At 28.6% G+C, this 19,406-nt stretch carries 14 protein-coding genes and 1 tRNA gene; 8 read left to right on the forward strand and 7 right to left on the reverse strand.

Annotation, left to right across the window (positions count from 1 at the left end):
* The first annotated feature begins 320 nt into the window (after positions 1-320).
* The 4 genes from ECAJ_RS04475 (at position 321) to ECAJ_RS04490 (ending at position 3,015) form a co-directional block, all read left to right on the forward strand.
* Complete coding sequence (locus tag ECAJ_RS04475) at positions 321-1,052, forward strand: F0F1 ATP synthase subunit A (protein WP_011304980.1); 732 nt, start codon at positions 321-323, stop codon at positions 1,050-1,052.
* Positions 1,053-1,799: 747 nt separating this feature from the next.
* Complete coding sequence (locus tag ECAJ_RS04480) at positions 1,800-2,021, forward strand: F0F1 ATP synthase subunit C (RefSeq protein ID WP_006011614.1); 222 nt, start codon at positions 1,800-1,802, stop codon at positions 2,019-2,021.
* Between the two features lie 8 nt (positions 2,022-2,029).
* Positions 2,030-2,533, forward strand: coding sequence for an ATP synthase subunit B (locus ECAJ_RS04485; protein ID WP_011304981.1), 504 nt, complete (start codon positions 2,030-2,032; stop codon positions 2,531-2,533).
* Positions 2,530-3,015, forward strand: coding sequence for an ATP synthase subunit B (locus ECAJ_RS04490; protein ID WP_011304982.1), 486 nt, complete (start codon positions 2,530-2,532; stop codon positions 3,013-3,015). The genes ECAJ_RS04485 and ECAJ_RS04490 overlap by 4 nt, the downstream gene beginning before the upstream one ends.
* Here ECAJ_RS04490 and ftsA read toward each other — a convergent pair.
* Positions 3,012-4,247, reverse strand: a complete 1,236-nt coding sequence (gene ftsA / locus ECAJ_RS04495; RefSeq protein WP_011304983.1) for a cell division protein FtsA — start codon at positions 4,245-4,247, stop codon at positions 3,012-3,014. The two genes, ECAJ_RS04490 and ftsA, sit on opposite strands and share 4 nt — an antisense overlap.
* A gap of 277 nt (positions 4,248-4,524) precedes the next feature.
* Complete coding sequence (locus tag ECAJ_RS04500) at positions 4,525-5,976, reverse strand: TrkH family potassium uptake protein (protein ID WP_011304984.1); 1,452 nt, start codon at positions 5,974-5,976, stop codon at positions 4,525-4,527.
* Between the two features lie 856 nt (positions 5,977-6,832).
* On the opposite strand from ECAJ_RS04500, the gene ECAJ_RS04505 reads away from it, so the two are divergent.
* The 3 genes from ECAJ_RS04505 to ftsH all read left to right on the forward strand — a co-directional run bounded on the left by ECAJ_RS04505 (position 6,833) and on the right by ftsH (position 10,079).
* Positions 6,833-6,923, forward strand: a tRNA-Ser gene (locus tag ECAJ_RS04505).
* Positions 6,924-6,945: 22 nt separating this feature from the next.
* Complete coding sequence (gene tilS / locus ECAJ_RS04510) at positions 6,946-8,247, forward strand: tRNA lysidine(34) synthetase TilS (RefSeq protein ID WP_011304985.1); 1,302 nt, start codon at positions 6,946-6,948, stop codon at positions 8,245-8,247.
* Positions 8,244-10,079, forward strand: a complete 1,836-nt coding sequence (gene ftsH, locus ECAJ_RS04515) for an ATP-dependent zinc metalloprotease FtsH (RefSeq protein ID WP_011304986.1) — start codon at positions 8,244-8,246, stop codon at positions 10,077-10,079. The genes tilS and ftsH overlap by 4 nt, the downstream gene beginning before the upstream one ends.
* Positions 10,080-11,464: 1,385 nt before the next feature.
* On the opposite strand, the gene ECAJ_RS04520 is transcribed toward ftsH, so the two are convergent.
* Together ECAJ_RS04520 and lgt are read right to left on the reverse strand one after the other, a co-directional pair.
* Positions 11,465-11,626, reverse strand: coding sequence for a hypothetical protein (locus ECAJ_RS04520; RefSeq protein ID WP_155799214.1), 162 nt, complete (start codon positions 11,624-11,626; stop codon positions 11,465-11,467).
* Positions 11,627-11,832: 206 nt separating this feature from the next.
* On the reverse strand, positions 11,833-12,618 hold the full coding sequence (gene lgt / locus ECAJ_RS04525; RefSeq protein WP_011304987.1) for a prolipoprotein diacylglyceryl transferase: 786 nt from the start codon (positions 12,616-12,618) through the stop codon (positions 11,833-11,835).
* 571 nt (positions 12,619-13,189) lie between these two features.
* On the opposite strand from lgt, the gene ECAJ_RS04530 reads away from it, so the two are divergent.
* Entirely contained in the window at positions 13,190-14,107 is a 918-nt protein-coding gene (locus ECAJ_RS04530; RefSeq protein WP_011304988.1) for a hypothetical protein, read from the forward strand.
* Positions 14,108-14,441: 334 nt separating this feature from the next.
* Here the strand turns inward: ECAJ_RS04530 and ECAJ_RS04535 are convergent, their stop codons facing one another.
* From ECAJ_RS04535 to secD, 3 genes are all read right to left on the reverse strand, one after another.
* On the reverse strand, positions 14,442-16,025 hold the full coding sequence (locus tag ECAJ_RS04535; RefSeq protein WP_011304989.1) for a hypothetical protein: 1,584 nt from the start codon (positions 16,023-16,025) through the stop codon (positions 14,442-14,444).
* Between the two features lie 871 nt (positions 16,026-16,896).
* Positions 16,897-17,058, reverse strand: a complete 162-nt coding sequence (locus tag ECAJ_RS04975) for a zinc-finger domain-containing protein (protein WP_011304990.1) — start codon at positions 17,056-17,058, stop codon at positions 16,897-16,899.
* 28 nt (positions 17,059-17,086) lie between these two features.
* On the reverse strand, positions 17,087-18,604 hold the full coding sequence (gene secD, locus ECAJ_RS04540) for a protein translocase subunit SecD (RefSeq protein WP_044262231.1): 1,518 nt from the start codon (positions 18,602-18,604) through the stop codon (positions 17,087-17,089).
* Positions 18,605-19,406 lie beyond the last annotated feature (802 nt).

The following is a 19,406-nucleotide window of genomic DNA, read 5'->3' on the forward strand; positions in this document are numbered from 1 at the left end:
TTAACTCTATCAACAAACATTAGTTTCTATACAGTGACATATAACACGAAGTCACAAGATTAAAAATAAAGTCATCAATTATAAACAGTTGATTTTAAAAAATACACATTATACAGACTATGTAGCATACTTTCATACTTATTTTAAAATCCAATCATGTATAACACAGTACTATAATTTCATTTCACCAACTAAATTCTACAGAACTTACCAACTCATATATAATTCTTTACAGCAGCATAACTCCAATTGACTAACTTTTTGCAGTTGATATGATTAAATAATTCTTATTAACAATATTGTGTTTGTACGGAGCATAAATGTCAGCAAGCCCCTTAGATCAATTTAAAATTCTGACCATATTTAAGTTACCTAACATTGCCGGGTATAACATAGATTTTACCAATGCATCATTGTTTATGGTACTATCGACAATTTCTGTAGCACTATTCTGCTATATTGGATTAAAGAAAGAAAGTATTATCCCAAATGGAATACAATCAATTGTTGAATTTATCTATGAGTTCATTGTATCAACAATAGAAAGTAATGTAGGGAAAGAAGGATTACAATATATTCCATTGGTTTTTACAATATTCATGTTTATTGCAACATGTAATTTATTAGGGATCTTACCATTAGGATTTACTGCTACCAGTCATATTGCAGTAACATTTGCAATATCTATGGTAGTATTTGTTAGCGTCACAATCATAGGATTTAAACATCAAGGAATTCATTTCTTACGCATATTATTACCACAAGGTACGCCAGGTTGGCTAGCTCCAATGATGGTATTTATTGAACTGTTTGCATACTGCGCACGTCCTGTAAGCTTATCAATACGTCTTGCTGCTAATATGATAGCAGGACACACTATAATTAAAGTAATAGCAGGATTTGTAGTAAAAATGAATATATTCCTCACTCCTTTACCTATGATATTTATCATTATTTTGATTGGGTTTGAAATATTCGTTGCAATATTACAAGCATATATATTTACAGTATTAACTTGTGTATACCTATCAGATGCAGTTAAAGAACACTAAAAAATTAATATGCTCTGCTGGCATAACATGACAACATCTAATAGTAATAACAATTATATACTTGCGTTTTTTATCACCATTTTCATTAGATTTGAAATAATTTAATATTCAAATTTGTGTATGCCCACAAAACCAAATCCGTAAACCCTCATAAATAATATGATTTGCCACTACAAAATGATAACAAATATACTTAATAAGTAATAAATACATTATTTCCACTTTACTTATAATATGCTACAACCCTCACACATGCATGTTCACAATATCAACTTGCATACACAACTATAACTAGTAAATAAATTCACACAAAACATTATATTCGCTACTACAAAATTATAACAAATATACTTAATAAGTAATAAATACATTATTTCCACTTTACTTATAATATGCTACAACCCTCACACATGCATGTTTATAATATCAACTTGTGTACACTAACTAGACTAGTAAATAAACTCCCACAAAAGATTATATTTTTCTATTACAAAATGATAATAAAATACACTAAATGAATAACAAATTTAATAAATATGAATACATATTTTTGCATTTCACCCATAACTTCTATCATCATTTTAATCTGCTTTTGAAATATTCTCGCAATATTACAAAAACACACACTTACAGCACTAACTTGTGTATATTTACCACTACACAGTCAAAAAACACTAAATTTTATCAATTGACTTCATATATTGATGAACTTATAATACTTTTAACTTTTTATAAAGGTAGGAGTATATGGAGTCTTTAAAGTTCATTGCTGTAGGATTAAGCGTTTTTGGTATGGTTGCTTCTGCTCTAGGAGTAGCAAATATATTTTCTACCATGCTAAATGGGTTAGCACGCAATCCTGAAACCGAAGATAAACTAAAAAAATATGTTTATACTGGTGCTGCACTAGTTGAAGCTATGGGTCTATTCTCTTTTCTTTTAGCTCTATTACTAATTTTTGTAGCCTAGTGTAAATTATGGATATAATACCACAATTAGATATAACCTCTTACCCGTCTCAGTTATTTTGGTTTTTCTTATCTTTTGGCATTTTGTACTTAGTAATTAGCAAGAATATTTTACCAAAAGTTGAAAATGTTATAAGAAAAAGGTATAATATTACAAGAGGTTCTATTAATTGTGTTGAAAACGATTTAAATCTGATACAGCACGAATTAAAGAAGCAGTTGCTCAGTTTAGATGAAGTAAAAGCTGAAGCAGATAAGATTATAAGCTCTGCCCTTCAAGAGGTAAAGAGTACTAATGCAGATTTAATAACTGCATTAAATGAAGAAATAAAGAAAATGTTTAGTACAGCAGATGAATATATGCATAACCTAAAACATCAGGTGGAACAAGAGTTAATTGATCTCACATGTGAAATAGCTTTGCTGTATTATAAAAAAATGTTAGGAACTGAGTATATTGATAAAGACAAGTTACGTGATATCACTATTAGATTATACAAGGAGAAAATATGATATCTTCATATTTCATTATTAATCTTGCATTTTGCATCGGGGCTTTATTAGTTTTTCGTCCTTTGTACAGGAAAATTAATCAGTTTTTATCTACAAGACTGAATAAAGTAAAACAGGAAGTTACATTACCTTCTGAAGTTCAAAAACAATCCAAAGACTTACTAGATAGTGTAGTTGTACAAAATCTTGAAACTGAAAAAATTCTTAAAGAGATATTAAAGAAAGCACATGAAGAATATGATCTCATAATCACTTCTAATAAAAAGGATATAGAAAATATCTTAGAGAAACATCTTGATGTCGCTATAAAAAAGATATCTCATCAAGTATCAGCAATGACACAATCATTAAAACTCAGTACCATTGATGTTGCAACAAGTGCTATTCAAGAGTTAATTAAAGAGTCCAATTATAATCAAAAGCAGGATAATAATGGTGTTATTTCTACACTAGATCGTGATTTAAGAAAAAAATTACACTAAGCTTTTACTGGGATCAAGTTTAAAAGTTTCTTCAATATGTTGTTTTTTCTAGGTATAGGTTTTCTTTTATTATGTATTCTATTTGAAACTAGCAAAACTGTACCTATTGCTGCAGCAAAAGATGGATTACGCTTATAGTCATCACTTATTCCTTTTAATTCTAATGGCAAACCAATTCTTACTTGTTTTTTTAATACATAGCTCGCCACTTCTTTAATATTAATCAATTGACTAGAACCACCTGTAATTACCACTCTATTAATTAAATCTTTCTGTTTTACTATTCTACTGTTTACTATATCAAAAATTTCTTCAACCCTAGGCTTAATTATTTTTACTAAGTCAGAACGTACAACTGAGATAATCTCATCCTCACCAACATCAGCTTCTATTATCCCATCCTTATCTGGAGATATTAGCATAGCATCACCATACAACACTTTTATACGTTCAGCATCCCTAACACTAATACATAAACCATATGCAATATCATTAGTAATATGCATACCACCCAAAGGTATACTATCTGCATATATTAATTTGCCTTTATAAAAAACCCCAAGAGATGTGTATCTACCTCCAATATCCAAAATCATTGCACCAATTTCTTTTTCGTCATCAGTAAGACATGATAATCCTGAAGAATAAGGTTCTGCTATACATCCAGTAACACCCAAACTACTACAACTAGTTATGCAGTTTTCTATATTCAACAATGCAAACTTAGAAGCAGCAATCACATGTACACTAGCTTTCAGCTTACTTCCATATAATCCTTTTAATTCTGTAATATTGTTTAAATCATCAAGAGAATATACTATTGGAATATTATGAATTATAATTTGATCATCACGACACTTATCATAAGTCTGTAACATTATATTTCTTATATCAATATCCGAAATTTCATGAATCACTGCATTAATTTCATTAACAACATTTGTAGAACAAATATCACATCCGGAAATGTTAACAAAAACTTGACTTATTACTGATTCCTGTGCCATTTTTTTAGCTGATTCTATACAAGATAATATAGAATAACTTGCAGACTCCATATTAGTAATAGTACCACCACTGATTCCTTCAGCAGCTTTATATCCTATTCCAATAACCTCAGGACTACTATTACGAGAGACTCTAATTATAAAACAAACTATTTTCGTAGATCCAAGATCTACAATAGCAAAAATACCCCTTCCTGAACCTGTGATAACAGCAGAATGTAACATACAATATACATGCCAAATGATTAAAATTTACAATATTACTAACTCTAAATATTTAATGTTATATCCTTACAAAAGAATATCAAGCTTTTTTCAAATTTAAGCATACAAATAAAATTTAGTTGTAATATTTCCTATAAATATCATATTTAGTGTAAAAACTAACTAAATATTTTAATTACTACAACTAATAGCTCAAAAAAATTAACACTTTTTTACATTTATAAGCAACAACATATATATCTTAAATATATATAATGTACTTCAAATATAATAAATTTTATCTACTTTTCAACAGAACATTTGTCATTAAATACATACAAGAAAAAAATGGTATTATTTCTAACCTTCCCATTAACATTAAAAAAGACAATAAGACTTTCACTGAAGGTAATAAATTATAATAGTTAGCACTTGGACCTACTATATGTCCAATACCAGGTCCTGTATTACTAAAAGCTCCAGACACTGCACTAAAGGCAGTAATAAAATCTACTCCACCACTAGAAACAATTGCACTTCCTATAAATAACAAAAAAATATATAGTGAAAAGAATAATCCTATATTACGAATGAAATCTTCATCTACACGTTTTCTATTATATTTGACAGTACTTATTTGCGTTGGATATACAATACTACTTATATAAGCATGCAATGCTTTTCCCAATAACACAATCCGATAAACCTTAATTCCACTATTAGTAGAACCGCTACAGCCACCTATTAGCATCATTAAAATACCAAAAGTTGAGAAAAAATGCCAATTAGTATAATCATAATTTACAAATCCAGTAGAAGTACTTAACGAAACAACGGAAAATACAGAATACCTTAAAATATCAAAAAAAGAATGACCTGACATTATTTCATCAAAATAGCAATTCATTACAGATATCATTACAAAAAGAAAAACAATAACAGCAAAAAATACAACTTGTTCATCATAAAAGCACTGTCTTGCAACAATTTTCAAATACACTATAAAAGGACAAGAACTCAATAACATGAACATTACTGCTACAATTTCAATATACACATTATTAAAATGTTGCAGAGAATCATCATAACTAGAGAACCCACCAGTAGATACAGTTGACATTGCATGACATATAGCATCAAATCCTGACATACCAAAAATCCAATATAGTATTGCACACGAAGTCATTAACATACAATACATAATAAAAATGTACATTGATGATCTAACAATTCCATATTTAAACTTCTTAGACTGATCAGAAGATTCAGAGTGGTATAACTCATGTAAATTACAAATTTTTAAGTAAGAAAATAGAAAAATACCACTTGTAATAATTCCTAGTCCTCCTATTGCATTCAGTAAAGCTCTCCAAATTAAAATCCCTGGAGATTGATTTTGTAAATCAGTTAATACTGTAGCTCCAGTAGTAGTCAAACCAGATACAGCCTCAAAAAAAGCATCTACATAATGTAGATCAGAGTCACAAACAAATGGTATTGCAGATATTGCAGACAAAACAATCCATATAACAACTGTAACAATAACAACACTCATTTGCTTCAGATTAGATGGCTGTCCCAACAAAATACACACCAAACCAAACAATACTACAAAAATACATGAACAAAAAAAGTGTTGCCATACATAGCCAGTATAATAATTTACTATTGTTGGAATAATCATAAGGAACGCAAAAACTAGTGAAAATACACCAGTAATAAAAATTATGCTACGTAAGCTCTTATACATGACATATATTTTAATTTTAAACAGAACGTTAGCAAACAATCAGCAATACTGTTAATTCAAGAGTCTGCAATAACATGCATTACAAAAATCAACTACATTTATAAATGTGTAAGTCTTATAAATAATATATATTTTCTTTCTGAACTGTAATACAGAATTATTAATACACAATTAATGAGATTTAAAATTTAATCTATTGTAACAAACATATTACGCAGCTTTATTACTTGTTATAACCAAATTAATAAGCTAAATATGATAATAAAAATGAAGTAATGATACACTATAACATTAACTATATAACCTTTTTACATATAACATAGTATCATACTCCAAGAAAATCCAAACAGATCAAGTTTCTAGTAGCCATTACAGCAAAATCCACTTATACACTAAGAAATAATTGTATCTCAAACTAATAAAACAAGCATCACAATATAACAAAAGAACTGTAGTAGTATTATTATATCAACTAAAAAAATTTGATAGACATACAATCTGTAAATATCTCAATACAAAAAAGTTTAGTATTATCATTGATACCAATTAAAGAAAAATCTTTGGCATTCAGTAGAGACATTATCTACAAATATCACAATGCAAAAAAATTTAGTATTACTCTTATATCAACTAAAGAAAAACCCTTGACTCAACAGACATATAATCTGTAAACATCATAATGCAAAAAAATTTAATATTATTACTTATATCGACTAAAGAAAGATCTTTGATATTTTCAATAAAAACATAATTTGTAGAGCACACAAGATAAACATTAATAAAATCACTTCTTAAAATCAATAACATTTTTACTACTAGACTGTATAAAAACTCACAACTATAATAATGTGAGCCTGGAAAGGTGGCTGAGTGGTCTAAAGCGCACGCCTGGAAAGTGTGTATGCAGTAATCCTGTATCGAGGGTTCGAATCCCTCTCTTTCCGCCATTTGTTTTTATTAGTAAAATTAATGAGAGATTTAAAACTATTGTTCCAAAAGAAAGTCCAAAACTTGAACAGTGCCTATGCAGTTGCAGTTTCTGGTGGGATAGATAGTATGGTTTTGTTACATTTATCAGCACAACATCGTAATCATAATACTCCAATAATTTTGACAGTAAATCATGGATTGCGCCAAGAAGCAAAGCAAGAAGCATTATTTGTATTTCAACATTCACAAAATTTAAACTTAAAATGTCATATATTAAATTGGCATGGAAAATTACCAGAAAGCAATATACAATCTTCTGCTAGACAAATAAGATATGGTTTATTATTGCAATGGTGTAATGAGAATAGAATAAACTATTTAATGGTAGCACATCAGAAAAACGATCAAGCAGAGACTATTATGATCAGGTTAGAAAGAGGTAGTGGATTAGATGGGTTAGCTGGTATGCAAGAATGTACATATTTAAACGGAATATGCATACTCAGACCACTTTTAAGTGTTAGCAGGACAGAATTGCTACAATATGCAAGTCAAAATAACATTCCCTGGATAAATGACCCAAGTAATAACAATAAAAAATATAAAAGAACTCTGTATCGCAACATGTTAGAAACTACAGATAACCCTGAAATACTAATTAATAGACTTTATACTGCATCAACACATATAAAACGCTCTTTAGATTGCATTTTGCATTATGTAAGGGAAGCAATAGATGAATGCTTAGAGTTCACAAATTTAGGATATATTAATATTAAATTAGATGTATTTTTAAACCTTCCAGAAGAAATATCATTAAGACTTTTAACATATTCTATTATGACCATTGGTCAACAAAAATATAAGCCAAGATACAAGAAGATCAACAAGATATTTTACAAAATACAAAACAATGAATTAAATTCAGCTCAAACTTTATGTAGTTGTAAAATTGTAAAAAACCAGAATAATACTATTTCTATTATCAGAGAGGTATCAACTATTAAAGAATTAATTGTTAACTATCCTACAAATACATCAATAATATGGGATAACAGATTTAAAATAAGCATTGCCCATCACGATGCTAATAGTCTCATTATTTGTAGCTTAAATGATAGCAATATTCCAGATGATCTTAAAAAATTAAACAGGGAAGCTGTACGCTGTTTACCTGTATTAAAACATCAAAATAAAATTGTTGCTTACCCCCTACAAAATAATAACAAGAATGACTATATTGACACTAAGTCATACATCAGAATTGAAGAGGTATTGGTAAAACAAAATCTTATCAATTTAACTTATAGTGAATTTATAAGCAAGGAGCCTTTACTATGAGAAAAATCATTGAAGGATTAGCAATTTGGATTATAGTAATTGTTCTAGTTGCTGCAGCATATGTACAATTCAACGATAAAGTTATTAATGGAAACGTACTAAAATTACCATTCTCAGAATTCTTAAACAAGATCGATAACAATGAAATAGAAACTATTAACATAAGTGAACACAATATTACTGGAAAATTGAAAGACAGTGCTAAATTCCAAACAACTGGTGTAATATATGACAGTTTAATAAAAACATTACACAGTAAGCAGGTTACTTTCACCTTTTTACCTGAGGATACACTATTTGGAATATTAGGGAGCATATTGATATCTTGGTTCCCTATGCTCCTACTTGTTATAATATGGTTTATATTTCTCAAACGAATGCAAATAGGAGGTAATAGAACTATAAATTTCAGTAAATCACGTGCTAAACTGATGACTGAACACCGTAATAAAGTTACTTTTAACGATGTAGCAGGTATTGATGAAGCAAAAGAAGAACTAATTGAAATAGTAGATTTTTTAAAACATAGACAAAGGTTTCAAAAATTAGGAGGTAAAATACCAAAAGGGTGCTTATTAATAGGGTCACCAGGAACAGGGAAAACTTTATTAGCACGTGCAATTGCAGGTGAAGCAAATGTTCCTTTTTTTAGTATATCTGGTTCAGATTTTGTAGAAATGTTTGTAGGGGTCGGTGCAAGTCGTGTACGTGATATGTTTGAACAAGGCAAAAAAAATGCACCATGTATCATATTTATTGATGAAATAGACGCAGTAGGAAGACATAGAGGAATTGGTTTAGGTGGAGGAAATGATGAACGAGAACAAACATTAAACCAACTATTAGTCGAAATGGATGGTTTTGAATCTAATGAAGGAGTAATTATTATTGCTGCAACTAACCGTCCAGATGTATTAGATTCCGCACTTCTTAGACCAGGAAGATTTGATAGACAAGTTACTATTAGTATTCCTGACATTAATGGGAGAGAGAAGATCATTAACGTACATATTAAAAAAGTTCCTACAGCACCAGATGTAGACATCAGAACCATTGCACGTGGCACACCAGGATTCTCAGGCGCTGACCTTGCAAATCTAGTAAATGAAGCAGCATTAATAGCAGCAAGACTTAATAAAAAAATTGTCACAATGAGTGACTTTGAATATGCAAGAGATAAAGTTATGATGGGAGCTGAAAGAAAATCATTAATGATGACAGAAGAAGAAAAAAAATTAACAGCCTATCATGAAGCAGGACATGCTGTTATTGCATTTTTTACAGTGGCATCGGATCCAATACATAAAGCAACAATAATTCCAAGAGGAAGAAGTCTAGGGTTAGTAATGAGGCTACCAGAGTCAGATCGCGTATCTCATACAAGAGAAAAAATGACTGCAGACTTAACAGTAGCAATGGGAGGAAGAGCAGCTGAAGAATTAATTTTTGGATATCATAAAGTCACAAGCGGCGCATCATCAGACATAAAACAAGCAACAGATCTAGCAAGAGCAATGGTCATGAAGTGGGGTATGAGCGACAAAGTAGGTCCGCTATATCACAGTGATGAAAAAAATGAAACTATTTCTAATAACTTAGCAAATTTGATAGATGAAGAAGTCAAATCCATAGTTACATCTGCACTGGAAAGAGCAAAAAGTCTTCTACATGAGCATTTAGAATCATTACATATAGTTGCTAAAAACTTACTAGAATTTGAGACCTTAACTGGAGAAGACATCAAAAATGTAATCAATGGCAAAGAATTAACCAAAAATAATGAAGATGAAGCCCAACCTTTAAAAAGATCATTTGCATCAAAAGAACAGTAGTATTACATCTAAATACGTACCACTTTATGCAAGCAAGGATATATAAGTGAAAAATCCATATTTTTCACTTATGTTAACAATTCTATACATACACAAATAGTATATCTGTTAAAACAAATACTACTTATAGTCAGAAATAATATGCTACAATCACCATAACATATTTACAAAATCACTTTTTAACATTTTACAACAGAAACTTGTATGCACAATATCTACAGATGTTAACAGACCAAGCCCTACCTATAACTGTTGCATTTCAAACAAGCAGATCTATTTTAAAATAAACACTATTTTGTTATATGCATAAAATAACATATCATAAACTACAGACATTGAAGAGATCCAGATGTACAAACAAAAAAAACTAAATCTTACCTCCATTGAATAACTTCTCAAACAAAAGTATTGACTATAAAATAATAGCTATAAATAAAATGCATACACCAACTCTGCACAATATTAATGCATTATCAGATTTATTTGATCAATATTTCTAATTAATATGAAGAGAAATATATCTATATACATAGATTGATATTAACATATACTAAATTAATACTATATATTATGTATTTGCATAAAAACACATTATTACAGTTATGGATTTACCACATACCATTATCAAAACTACTTTATTAGCAATTTTAATCAGAAAAAACTTTTAGCAATCTACACAAATTGACATATCAAATTAACGCTATACATATTGAATAACTGTGTATTGAAACAAACATATATTCTAAAAATCGAATACCACTCTGCCATAAACATAAAAGTACAGACAATAAATCATATAATATTAAACGTAACATTAATTTTTCTTTATTTACAATGTTAGGTCAACCTGAAAAAGTCAGTGCTCATATGCACATACATAAGATCAAATACTACTGTCTTATCTAAACAAGCATGTTATAAAATTTAATGCTAATAGATTATAAAATACATAGTACACCATAAATTAACCAACATCATGTAGCAGAGTTATAAATTTTATTTTCTTAATAACTCTAAATTAAACTGAAAAAACCCTTTCACATACGTACAAACTAATAGACGTAAGACCAAATAATACTGAACTATTACACCTTAAATAAGTGCACCCACCTTAAAAATTAAATACTATTTCTACAGATACAAAATTTATAACATACAGTAAATTACTGAATATTATGTAGTATTCCTTACCAACAATGTATAAGAACACTATTAAAACTTACTATTGTTAGTACAATACACTACTATATTACATTATTACAACCTGTAATTCATCACATTATTGCTTGCACAAGTTTGCACATAAACCAAAATATCATTAGATCATAAAATATTGTAGACTTATTATCTAAATATGCACAAACAATTACAAATATAACAGCATATTATCCTACACTTAATGACATAGAGTTTACAGATTCTACACTTGCATCTACAATATAAGTAGAAGGATGAAGACCATTCTTGCCACTGCTTAAATACAAACTTTGTAATAAGGCAGCTCTTTGGCTACTTGAAGCAAACGGAGTTAATAATGGCGTGTTCATTATATGAGCCAAAATTATATTAATTTTAGTATATTTATACACTATATTACCTTTTACATAAAAAGGCAACAGTGTCTTACAGACAATTTAACACCAAAACAATGCTCAGAGCCAATACTTCAAAAAGCACATACTAAATACTTAAAACAACTTGTTTTCTCAAACCATAATTTAAAAATCTCTTAAATTAGACAAAAACAACACCTTTAAATTGAAAATTTATCTTGTACTTTAGCCAATTTTATAAAATAAAAACCCATAATTATCATAAAAATGGACAATAACTGTCCCATAGTTATTTGATCAAAAATAATATAGCCAATTTGTACATCTGGTTCTCTAACAAACTCAATAAAAAACCTTATTACCCCATACCATATACAAAAAACAGAACTTAGCATTCCTTTAGATGTTTTGATTTTAGTAAAAAAGAAAAGAGAATTCGTTATTATAAATAACAAAAATCCTTCACCAAAAGCTTCATACAACTGACTTGGATGCCTATAAAGTAGGTCACCACTTGCAGGAAAAATCATTCCAATTTTTATATCAGTGACTTTACCATACAATTCCCCGTTAATGAAATTTGCAATACGTCCAAAAAATATACCAACAGGCACAGCACATGCACCTAAATCAAAAGCAGCAAGAACATCTATTTTATTCTTTCTACAAAAAATATACATGCCAATCATTACTCCAACTAAAGCACCATGAAATGACATGCCTCCATTCCATAACTTAAGCATTTCAATAGGAAAGTGTATATAAAAATCTAGATTATAGAACAATATGTATCCAATCCTGCCACCAAGAATTACAGAAATCACCCACCAAGATATTACTGATTCATAACTTTCTTTGTTAAAAACTTGATATTTATCTATCTTTTTTATATACCAGTAAGCAAATATCATGCCAAATATATATGACAAAGAATACCATCTTATTTGCAAAGGCCCAATCCTAAAAGCTACTTGATCTATAATCATAAAAATACACAAATATTAAATTTTAATAAGTATGAAACAAATAGTAAATTTTATCAACTTTTACTATGGCTGTTATACGACTAGCATAAAGATCAAATGCACAAATTTTCTATAGTAATTAACTTAGAATTATAGGAACACAATACTTTTACAACAGTGATACAAATAAAAATTACGGATATTAATTTTACAACATGAACACTAAATAGTAATAATATCCTGTGAAAAAACCTGAGACTGTAAGTTATATAGATGCTATATAAGGCTTTTATAAACAATACATTATACAAAAATTATATAACCACTTAACTTCACAGCAAATACGATTTTGACATATATGTAAAGTTAACTGTGCTCATATAATTAGAGGACCTATATATTAACATGTAAAACATAATTGTACTTTTCTTAAGTAATTTACAATAAAATTGTCTTACCAAATTTATTATATACAACATTATTAAATATAATTTTAGTATATTCTATAAAAATATTCAATGATAGCTTACCATATTATTTATTTATTAATAAATGTTGAGCATAATATTAATATTCAACTTTAAAGAGAAAAGTGGTGATACAAAATATTCTTATTGGTGATAATAGTAATATAACAATATTTTTCACCGAAAAAAATGAAATAGAAAATTTTACTAAAATATTTACTGTACTAGATAAAAATAAAGCCGCTAAAACCTTATTCAACAATGAAGTGAACATACAATATCAAGATATGTCAGCTACATTAACTTCTTCTACACATTTTGAGTTTAGTGACCTAAATAAGATAATAACACACATGCTACAACATAACTTTACAATCAGTACAAACATTATAGCTCAATCTTTAGAACAAGGATGTAATATTTTAAAAACCAGCAACTTAGTTATTTGTAGATTTAACAATCAGCCATTATACTGTATCAATGTGAGTATTAGAAATAATACAATAATACTACATCCAATATCTACACAATATTCTGATTTATCTTCGGAAGATAACAAAAAATTAATTAATGCACTTCAAACACATACAAATACCAATGATATAACTACAGACAATAAACAACATGCTATTTTAATATCAATTAATACTGTAATATACGAAGTATTACAATCACTTGTAAACATATTGATAAAAGTACAAATCATAGAAGAAAATGATAAAGAAAAGACATTACAGCAATTGACTAAACTTGCTTTTCATGATTTCACATCTAATGAGCTACAAATAGTAAAGAATATAGCACAATACCCTACTGATCATCCTTTAAGCAAATACAAGAACATAGCTAAAAATGTAGAAAACATCTTTTCACATCTAGCAAGTACCCAATCACTTGATTCAAGCTCTGCTAAATTACTACAAGATGCAATTAATAATACAGGTGAATTTTCTACAGCACCACATATTATAATGCGTAGTTTTAACAAACTAAACAAAAACTTTCATGATCAAATACAAAACATAATTAATCAATCAGAATAGCTGTACACTACACACATTATTACAAATTATCATTTATAATATAAAATTCAACTGATCAAGAACTAGAAACTCTTCCTTAGCTTGTATACTATCCAATTGTTACAAAATACAATTAATAATTCAGGAACATTTTTTACAGTAACGCACACTGTAATTTGTAGTTTTATAAATTAAATAAAAATTTTTATAATAAAATACAGAAAGTAATTACATGATTACACTTATATTTTTCAATGATTACTTATAAACAATCAAAAAATCAGAAATTTCAATACTAATAAATCACAATTTATTACTTTTATAAAATTTACACAAGTTTCACCTTTACTTGGATTTAAAGATTTAAATCTTGAGAGTTACTTCTATCAATGGATTGTAAGTCACCAATACTAGTATTTGGACAATTATCATTTTCTTGCGTACCACTATATATTTCATCTTGTCGATTACCAACAGTTTGATCTTGCACCGTACCAAACACTCCTGCATTATATGCATTAAAAAGAGCCAGACTCAAGTCATCAATTATTTGGTAACCACATCCCCCCTCAAGTTTAACAGTTTTAACCTCATCAATTCCATCAATATCACGCTTCATAGACAAATAAGCTGTGGTACTAATACCACCCAGCTTTAAAGCTAAATCTCTATCTTGCTTATAATACTGATTACACGCTAAAGCAACACTTAACACAGCACCAGTAATAATAACCATTAAACCAGACATTATAGGTCCATAGCCAAATGTAATGTCATTATACAATAAAAATGCATGTACCATTAACATAAACCCTGCAAACACTAAGCAAAAAGTAGCACAAACCTTTGACATTGTGGTTTTCAGTGAAAGTAAGTACAAACCTTCCACAAAAATTACAAAATACGATAATATAGAACAGTACAAGGCTATCTTCTCAGCTCTAACTAGATGACATGTCAATGCTATAATCTGTGAAAAACATACAAATGCTAATACTGAAAAAGTTGTAATCCTTAATAATAGTTGTTTCTTAGAAAGTTCCTTATTATGTGCTACGAGAAGCAAATTATGTTTCCCACTCACATGTTTTCCTAAATCAGTAGGTTGTATCTCATCCCCTTCACCTTTAACAACAAATCCTTTTGCCATTGCTGTTTCCATGATGTTATCGGTTATCATCTTGCGTCTTTCTTCATCAGAATTATTCACAATAACATCATAAAGACTATCTGATGTTTTCATATACACACGATACTGCCACGGAAGCAAGTTCATACTATATGCTGCTTCCCTAATATCAATATTTCCAATATAAGATAATAAAAGTAGTGGAGGAATCAAAGGAATGCTAAGAGAAAGTACTGTAAAAATACATCTAATCACCTTTTCTTGAGTTGTCAGTAAAGACCACTTTTCAGAATATGATATTGCATCATATATTCTTTGCTTCAATGGTTTACTATCTGGATCATATAGAACAGTTCTAATACTGTCTTTAGCACCATCATCAAAACTACTACGAAAGTTTTTTCTACTTTCTAAAATAATATTACGTACATCACGTGTAGTATGTCTAACAACAGAAGAAACAATCAAAACATGCTTATCTCCATACTTGCGATTCTTATCATAAATACATACACCTTCATGCTCTGTAACTTTATAATCTGCATTTACTACTGGTATAAACCCTAACGAAATTATAAAATCTATAACCTTTTTTATATCATTCTTATTATTAGAATGATGTACAAACACCCTACTTAGGAACTGTTCCCGTATACCCTCTTTTGCAGAATCAATTATATAAGTTGCTGGTGTAACATTACTTACCAAATCACCTAAATGTAAAACACCTCTATTCCGTATATAAAAAACAGTACTTCTTATATCACGTATAAATTTGCTATATGTATCATAATCATTATTATTCGGCATAAACACTAAAAGAACTACTACCTACTATAAGAATACGACATAATTCCTGACAACACATTAATTATTTAAGTGTAAAAGTAAACATTAACACTAAGTAATGCAGAAGTTTTCTTACAAAACACACATAATCATCCGTATTTTTTTACACTACAACTATACAAACAGGGATTAAGAAACAGTTATAAAAGAACACTAAAACACGTTTACAACAGTCTTAGGACAAACAAACACTGTGCTGAAGTATTACAATCATTATAAACTCAGCTAGTGATTTAAGAAGATTTCAACAAGTACTATACATAAATTTAACAGAAACATAAAGTAAACTAACCTTCATACTTTCTGGAAATGTTACAAAACCCAGAATTATAACACCTACTTTAGCTAAAAAAGATTTCAGAAAGTCATAATATATAAACTTAATAAAAATATATACTAAAATAACTTCCTTACTTTTGAAATGTTATAAAACATCTTTCAGTCTATTAGTACCTCAACAAGACCTTAACAAGATATAAATTCAACAGAAATTCTACAAAAATCCAAAATTATAACATCTATTTTAGCTAAAAAACCTCAAAAACATAATACCACACACTTAAAAAAATGCACAGTAAAACAGTCTCTATTCAAATGTTTAAAATATTTATCAGCTTATTAGTGACTTAATAAGATTTAAATAGACATCAGATACAAATTTAATAGAAATGTAAAGTAATATTACACTAACACTTCTAAAAAATTTTATAAATACAGAATTATAAAACCCATTTTTAGTTGCAAAACAGATTTTACTCAATAACAAAATATACAGTAATACCTACCCTATACTTGCGAAGTATTTAAACCAATATCACACAATATATATATATTAATTATGAGAATTAAAAGTAAAAACTTTACTACAATAAGGACAACTAACTTCCTCCCCCACCTTAACCGTTAAATATATTTTTGGGTGTTCAATATAATCTGAATCATTTCCTTCACCATTACAATAAACTACTCTTACATTTTCCTCATCGCTAGACATAAACAGCACTTCCAATATTTTAAATAAATTATATGTTCAACGTCTTCAAATTGAATAACTTAATATATAAATCTATTAACATCTTTGTTAAAGTAATTGCAGAAAACATAGAACATAAAATACCTATTGACAGTGTAATAGCAAAACCACTAATTGGTCCACTGCCTATTACAAACATTACCGCAGCAACAATTAATGTAGTAATATTAGAATCAAATATTGTTGACATAGCATTCTTAAAGCCAGATTCTACAGCCCACCTTAACTTCTTTGTAGAATTTAATTCTTCCCTGATACGCTCAAAAATTAACACATTAGCATCAACAGACATCCCTACAGTCAAAGTAATACCTGCAAGTCCAGGCAATGTAAGCGTAGCTTGAAGTAATGTAAGTACAGCAACAATAAAAATAATATTAAAAACTAATCCAACTACAGCTAAAACACCAAACATACGATAAGAAAATATAATAAAAACAGAAACTGCTATAACTGATATTATCATTGCTAATCTGCCTTGCTTAATATATTCAGCACCCAAACTAGAACCTATTGTCTTTTCTTCTATTACTTTTAAAGGTACTGGTAAGGCACCAGATTTTAACAATATTGACAATTCTTTTGCAGTTTCAACAGTAAAATTACCACTAATTTCACCACTCCCAGTCAAAATAGGCTCACGTATTATAGGAGCAGTAAGTACTACACCATCCAATACTATAGCAAATGGTTTGTTAAAATTTTCTTTTGTAATCTTAGCAAACTTTTTAGCTGCTTCATTATTTAATTTAAAATGCACAATCACATTACCAAGACTATTTATACCAGATGATACATCTATTAAAGAATCTCCACTAATTTCAACTTTTTTTAATATAGGATAAGTATTTCCACGATTATCCTTAAGTAAAACAGTAGTCAAAGAATTAATTGATGATAACTGCTTCACATCTTCTAGTAAGTGAAACGTTAGCTTTGCTGTTTTACCTAACAAAGTTTTAATTTGACTAGTATCATGCACTCCAGGAACTTGCAAAGATATTCTATCTTTACCGTGACTATTTATGATAATTTCCTTCGTGCCAGATTTGTCTAACCTACGCCTGATATTACTAATAGCATCAGATATAACATTTCTCAATAATTCTGACTTATAACTATCATAAAAGGATATTTCAACACAACCTTCTCGCTCAGATATTCTAACGTTTTTATTGCCAAATAACTTTACCTTATCAAAACTCTTACCATCCTTTAGTGTCAATACTAGTTTATCTTGTTCTACATCAAACCTACTATATTCTATTTTTTTACTCAACAAGAATTCATTTAGCTCATCATACAGTGCATACATTCTTTCTTTTAAATATTCTTTAAAATCTGCTTCTAACAATAAATAAACACCACCTTGCAAATCTAAGCCTAGATTAACCTTTTGTTTAGAAAGTAAAAATTTACTATCAATGAAATTAGGCAATATTAAATATATAGCAAGTATACACAACAATGAAACAATTATAGGCTTAATTTGTAACTTAGAAAACATATCATCCACTAAACATATCCTGCAATTATATTACATTATTATAACAAACAAAATATTTTATATTTCTAACATAAATTATCTCTAAGATTACAGAACCACATAAATGACAAACCAATAGAACAACAATTGCTCTATTTTTGTAAGATATATCAACTATAGCTTTCATTAATTAGCATCATTGAAACTAAAACCTGAGATTTTATTTAACTATTGATATATTAAATTTTAGACTTACTGTATTACAGTGCGTAACAGAACAAACATCAAATGAAAATACATTAACAAAATTTAGCACTGTATTAAACTAACATAATAGACTAACACTTTAAAAATTAATATCTATAAGGAAATATTATGCTAACATGTGATAATGAATTCACATTGTTGTTTAAAAATTTCATATAAAACACAAATAAATACCTAAGCTAAAAACATAACTCACCCAATAACTAATAATGCTATTACAACTAACGTATACGCAGTCTTAAAGAATGCTTAGTAAGGTGTTAGCTATTGTATTTACACTAGAATTATACCAAGAACTTTAGTAAATATTACTTGTGTCTAAACAATCTCAGTATCACTATTAATTTTATAGTCACATCTTCCTAATATACATTCAGTAAATTGATTATCTAGTATCTATTCCTAGTTAACTTAAAGTAATATCCAACATTGATTAGCCAAAAATACAATTTGGAAATTGTCACTATAAGTTTTATATTGCTGTCACATGCATTATTTTTTGAGATATATACTCAATGCAAATTACTAAATTTACCTTCCAACCCAAGTAAAATTC

The sequence above is a fragment of the Ehrlichia canis str. Jake genome (assembly GCF_000012565.1).
Taxonomy (GTDB): Bacteria; Pseudomonadota; Alphaproteobacteria; order Rickettsiales; family Anaplasmataceae; genus Ehrlichia; species Ehrlichia canis.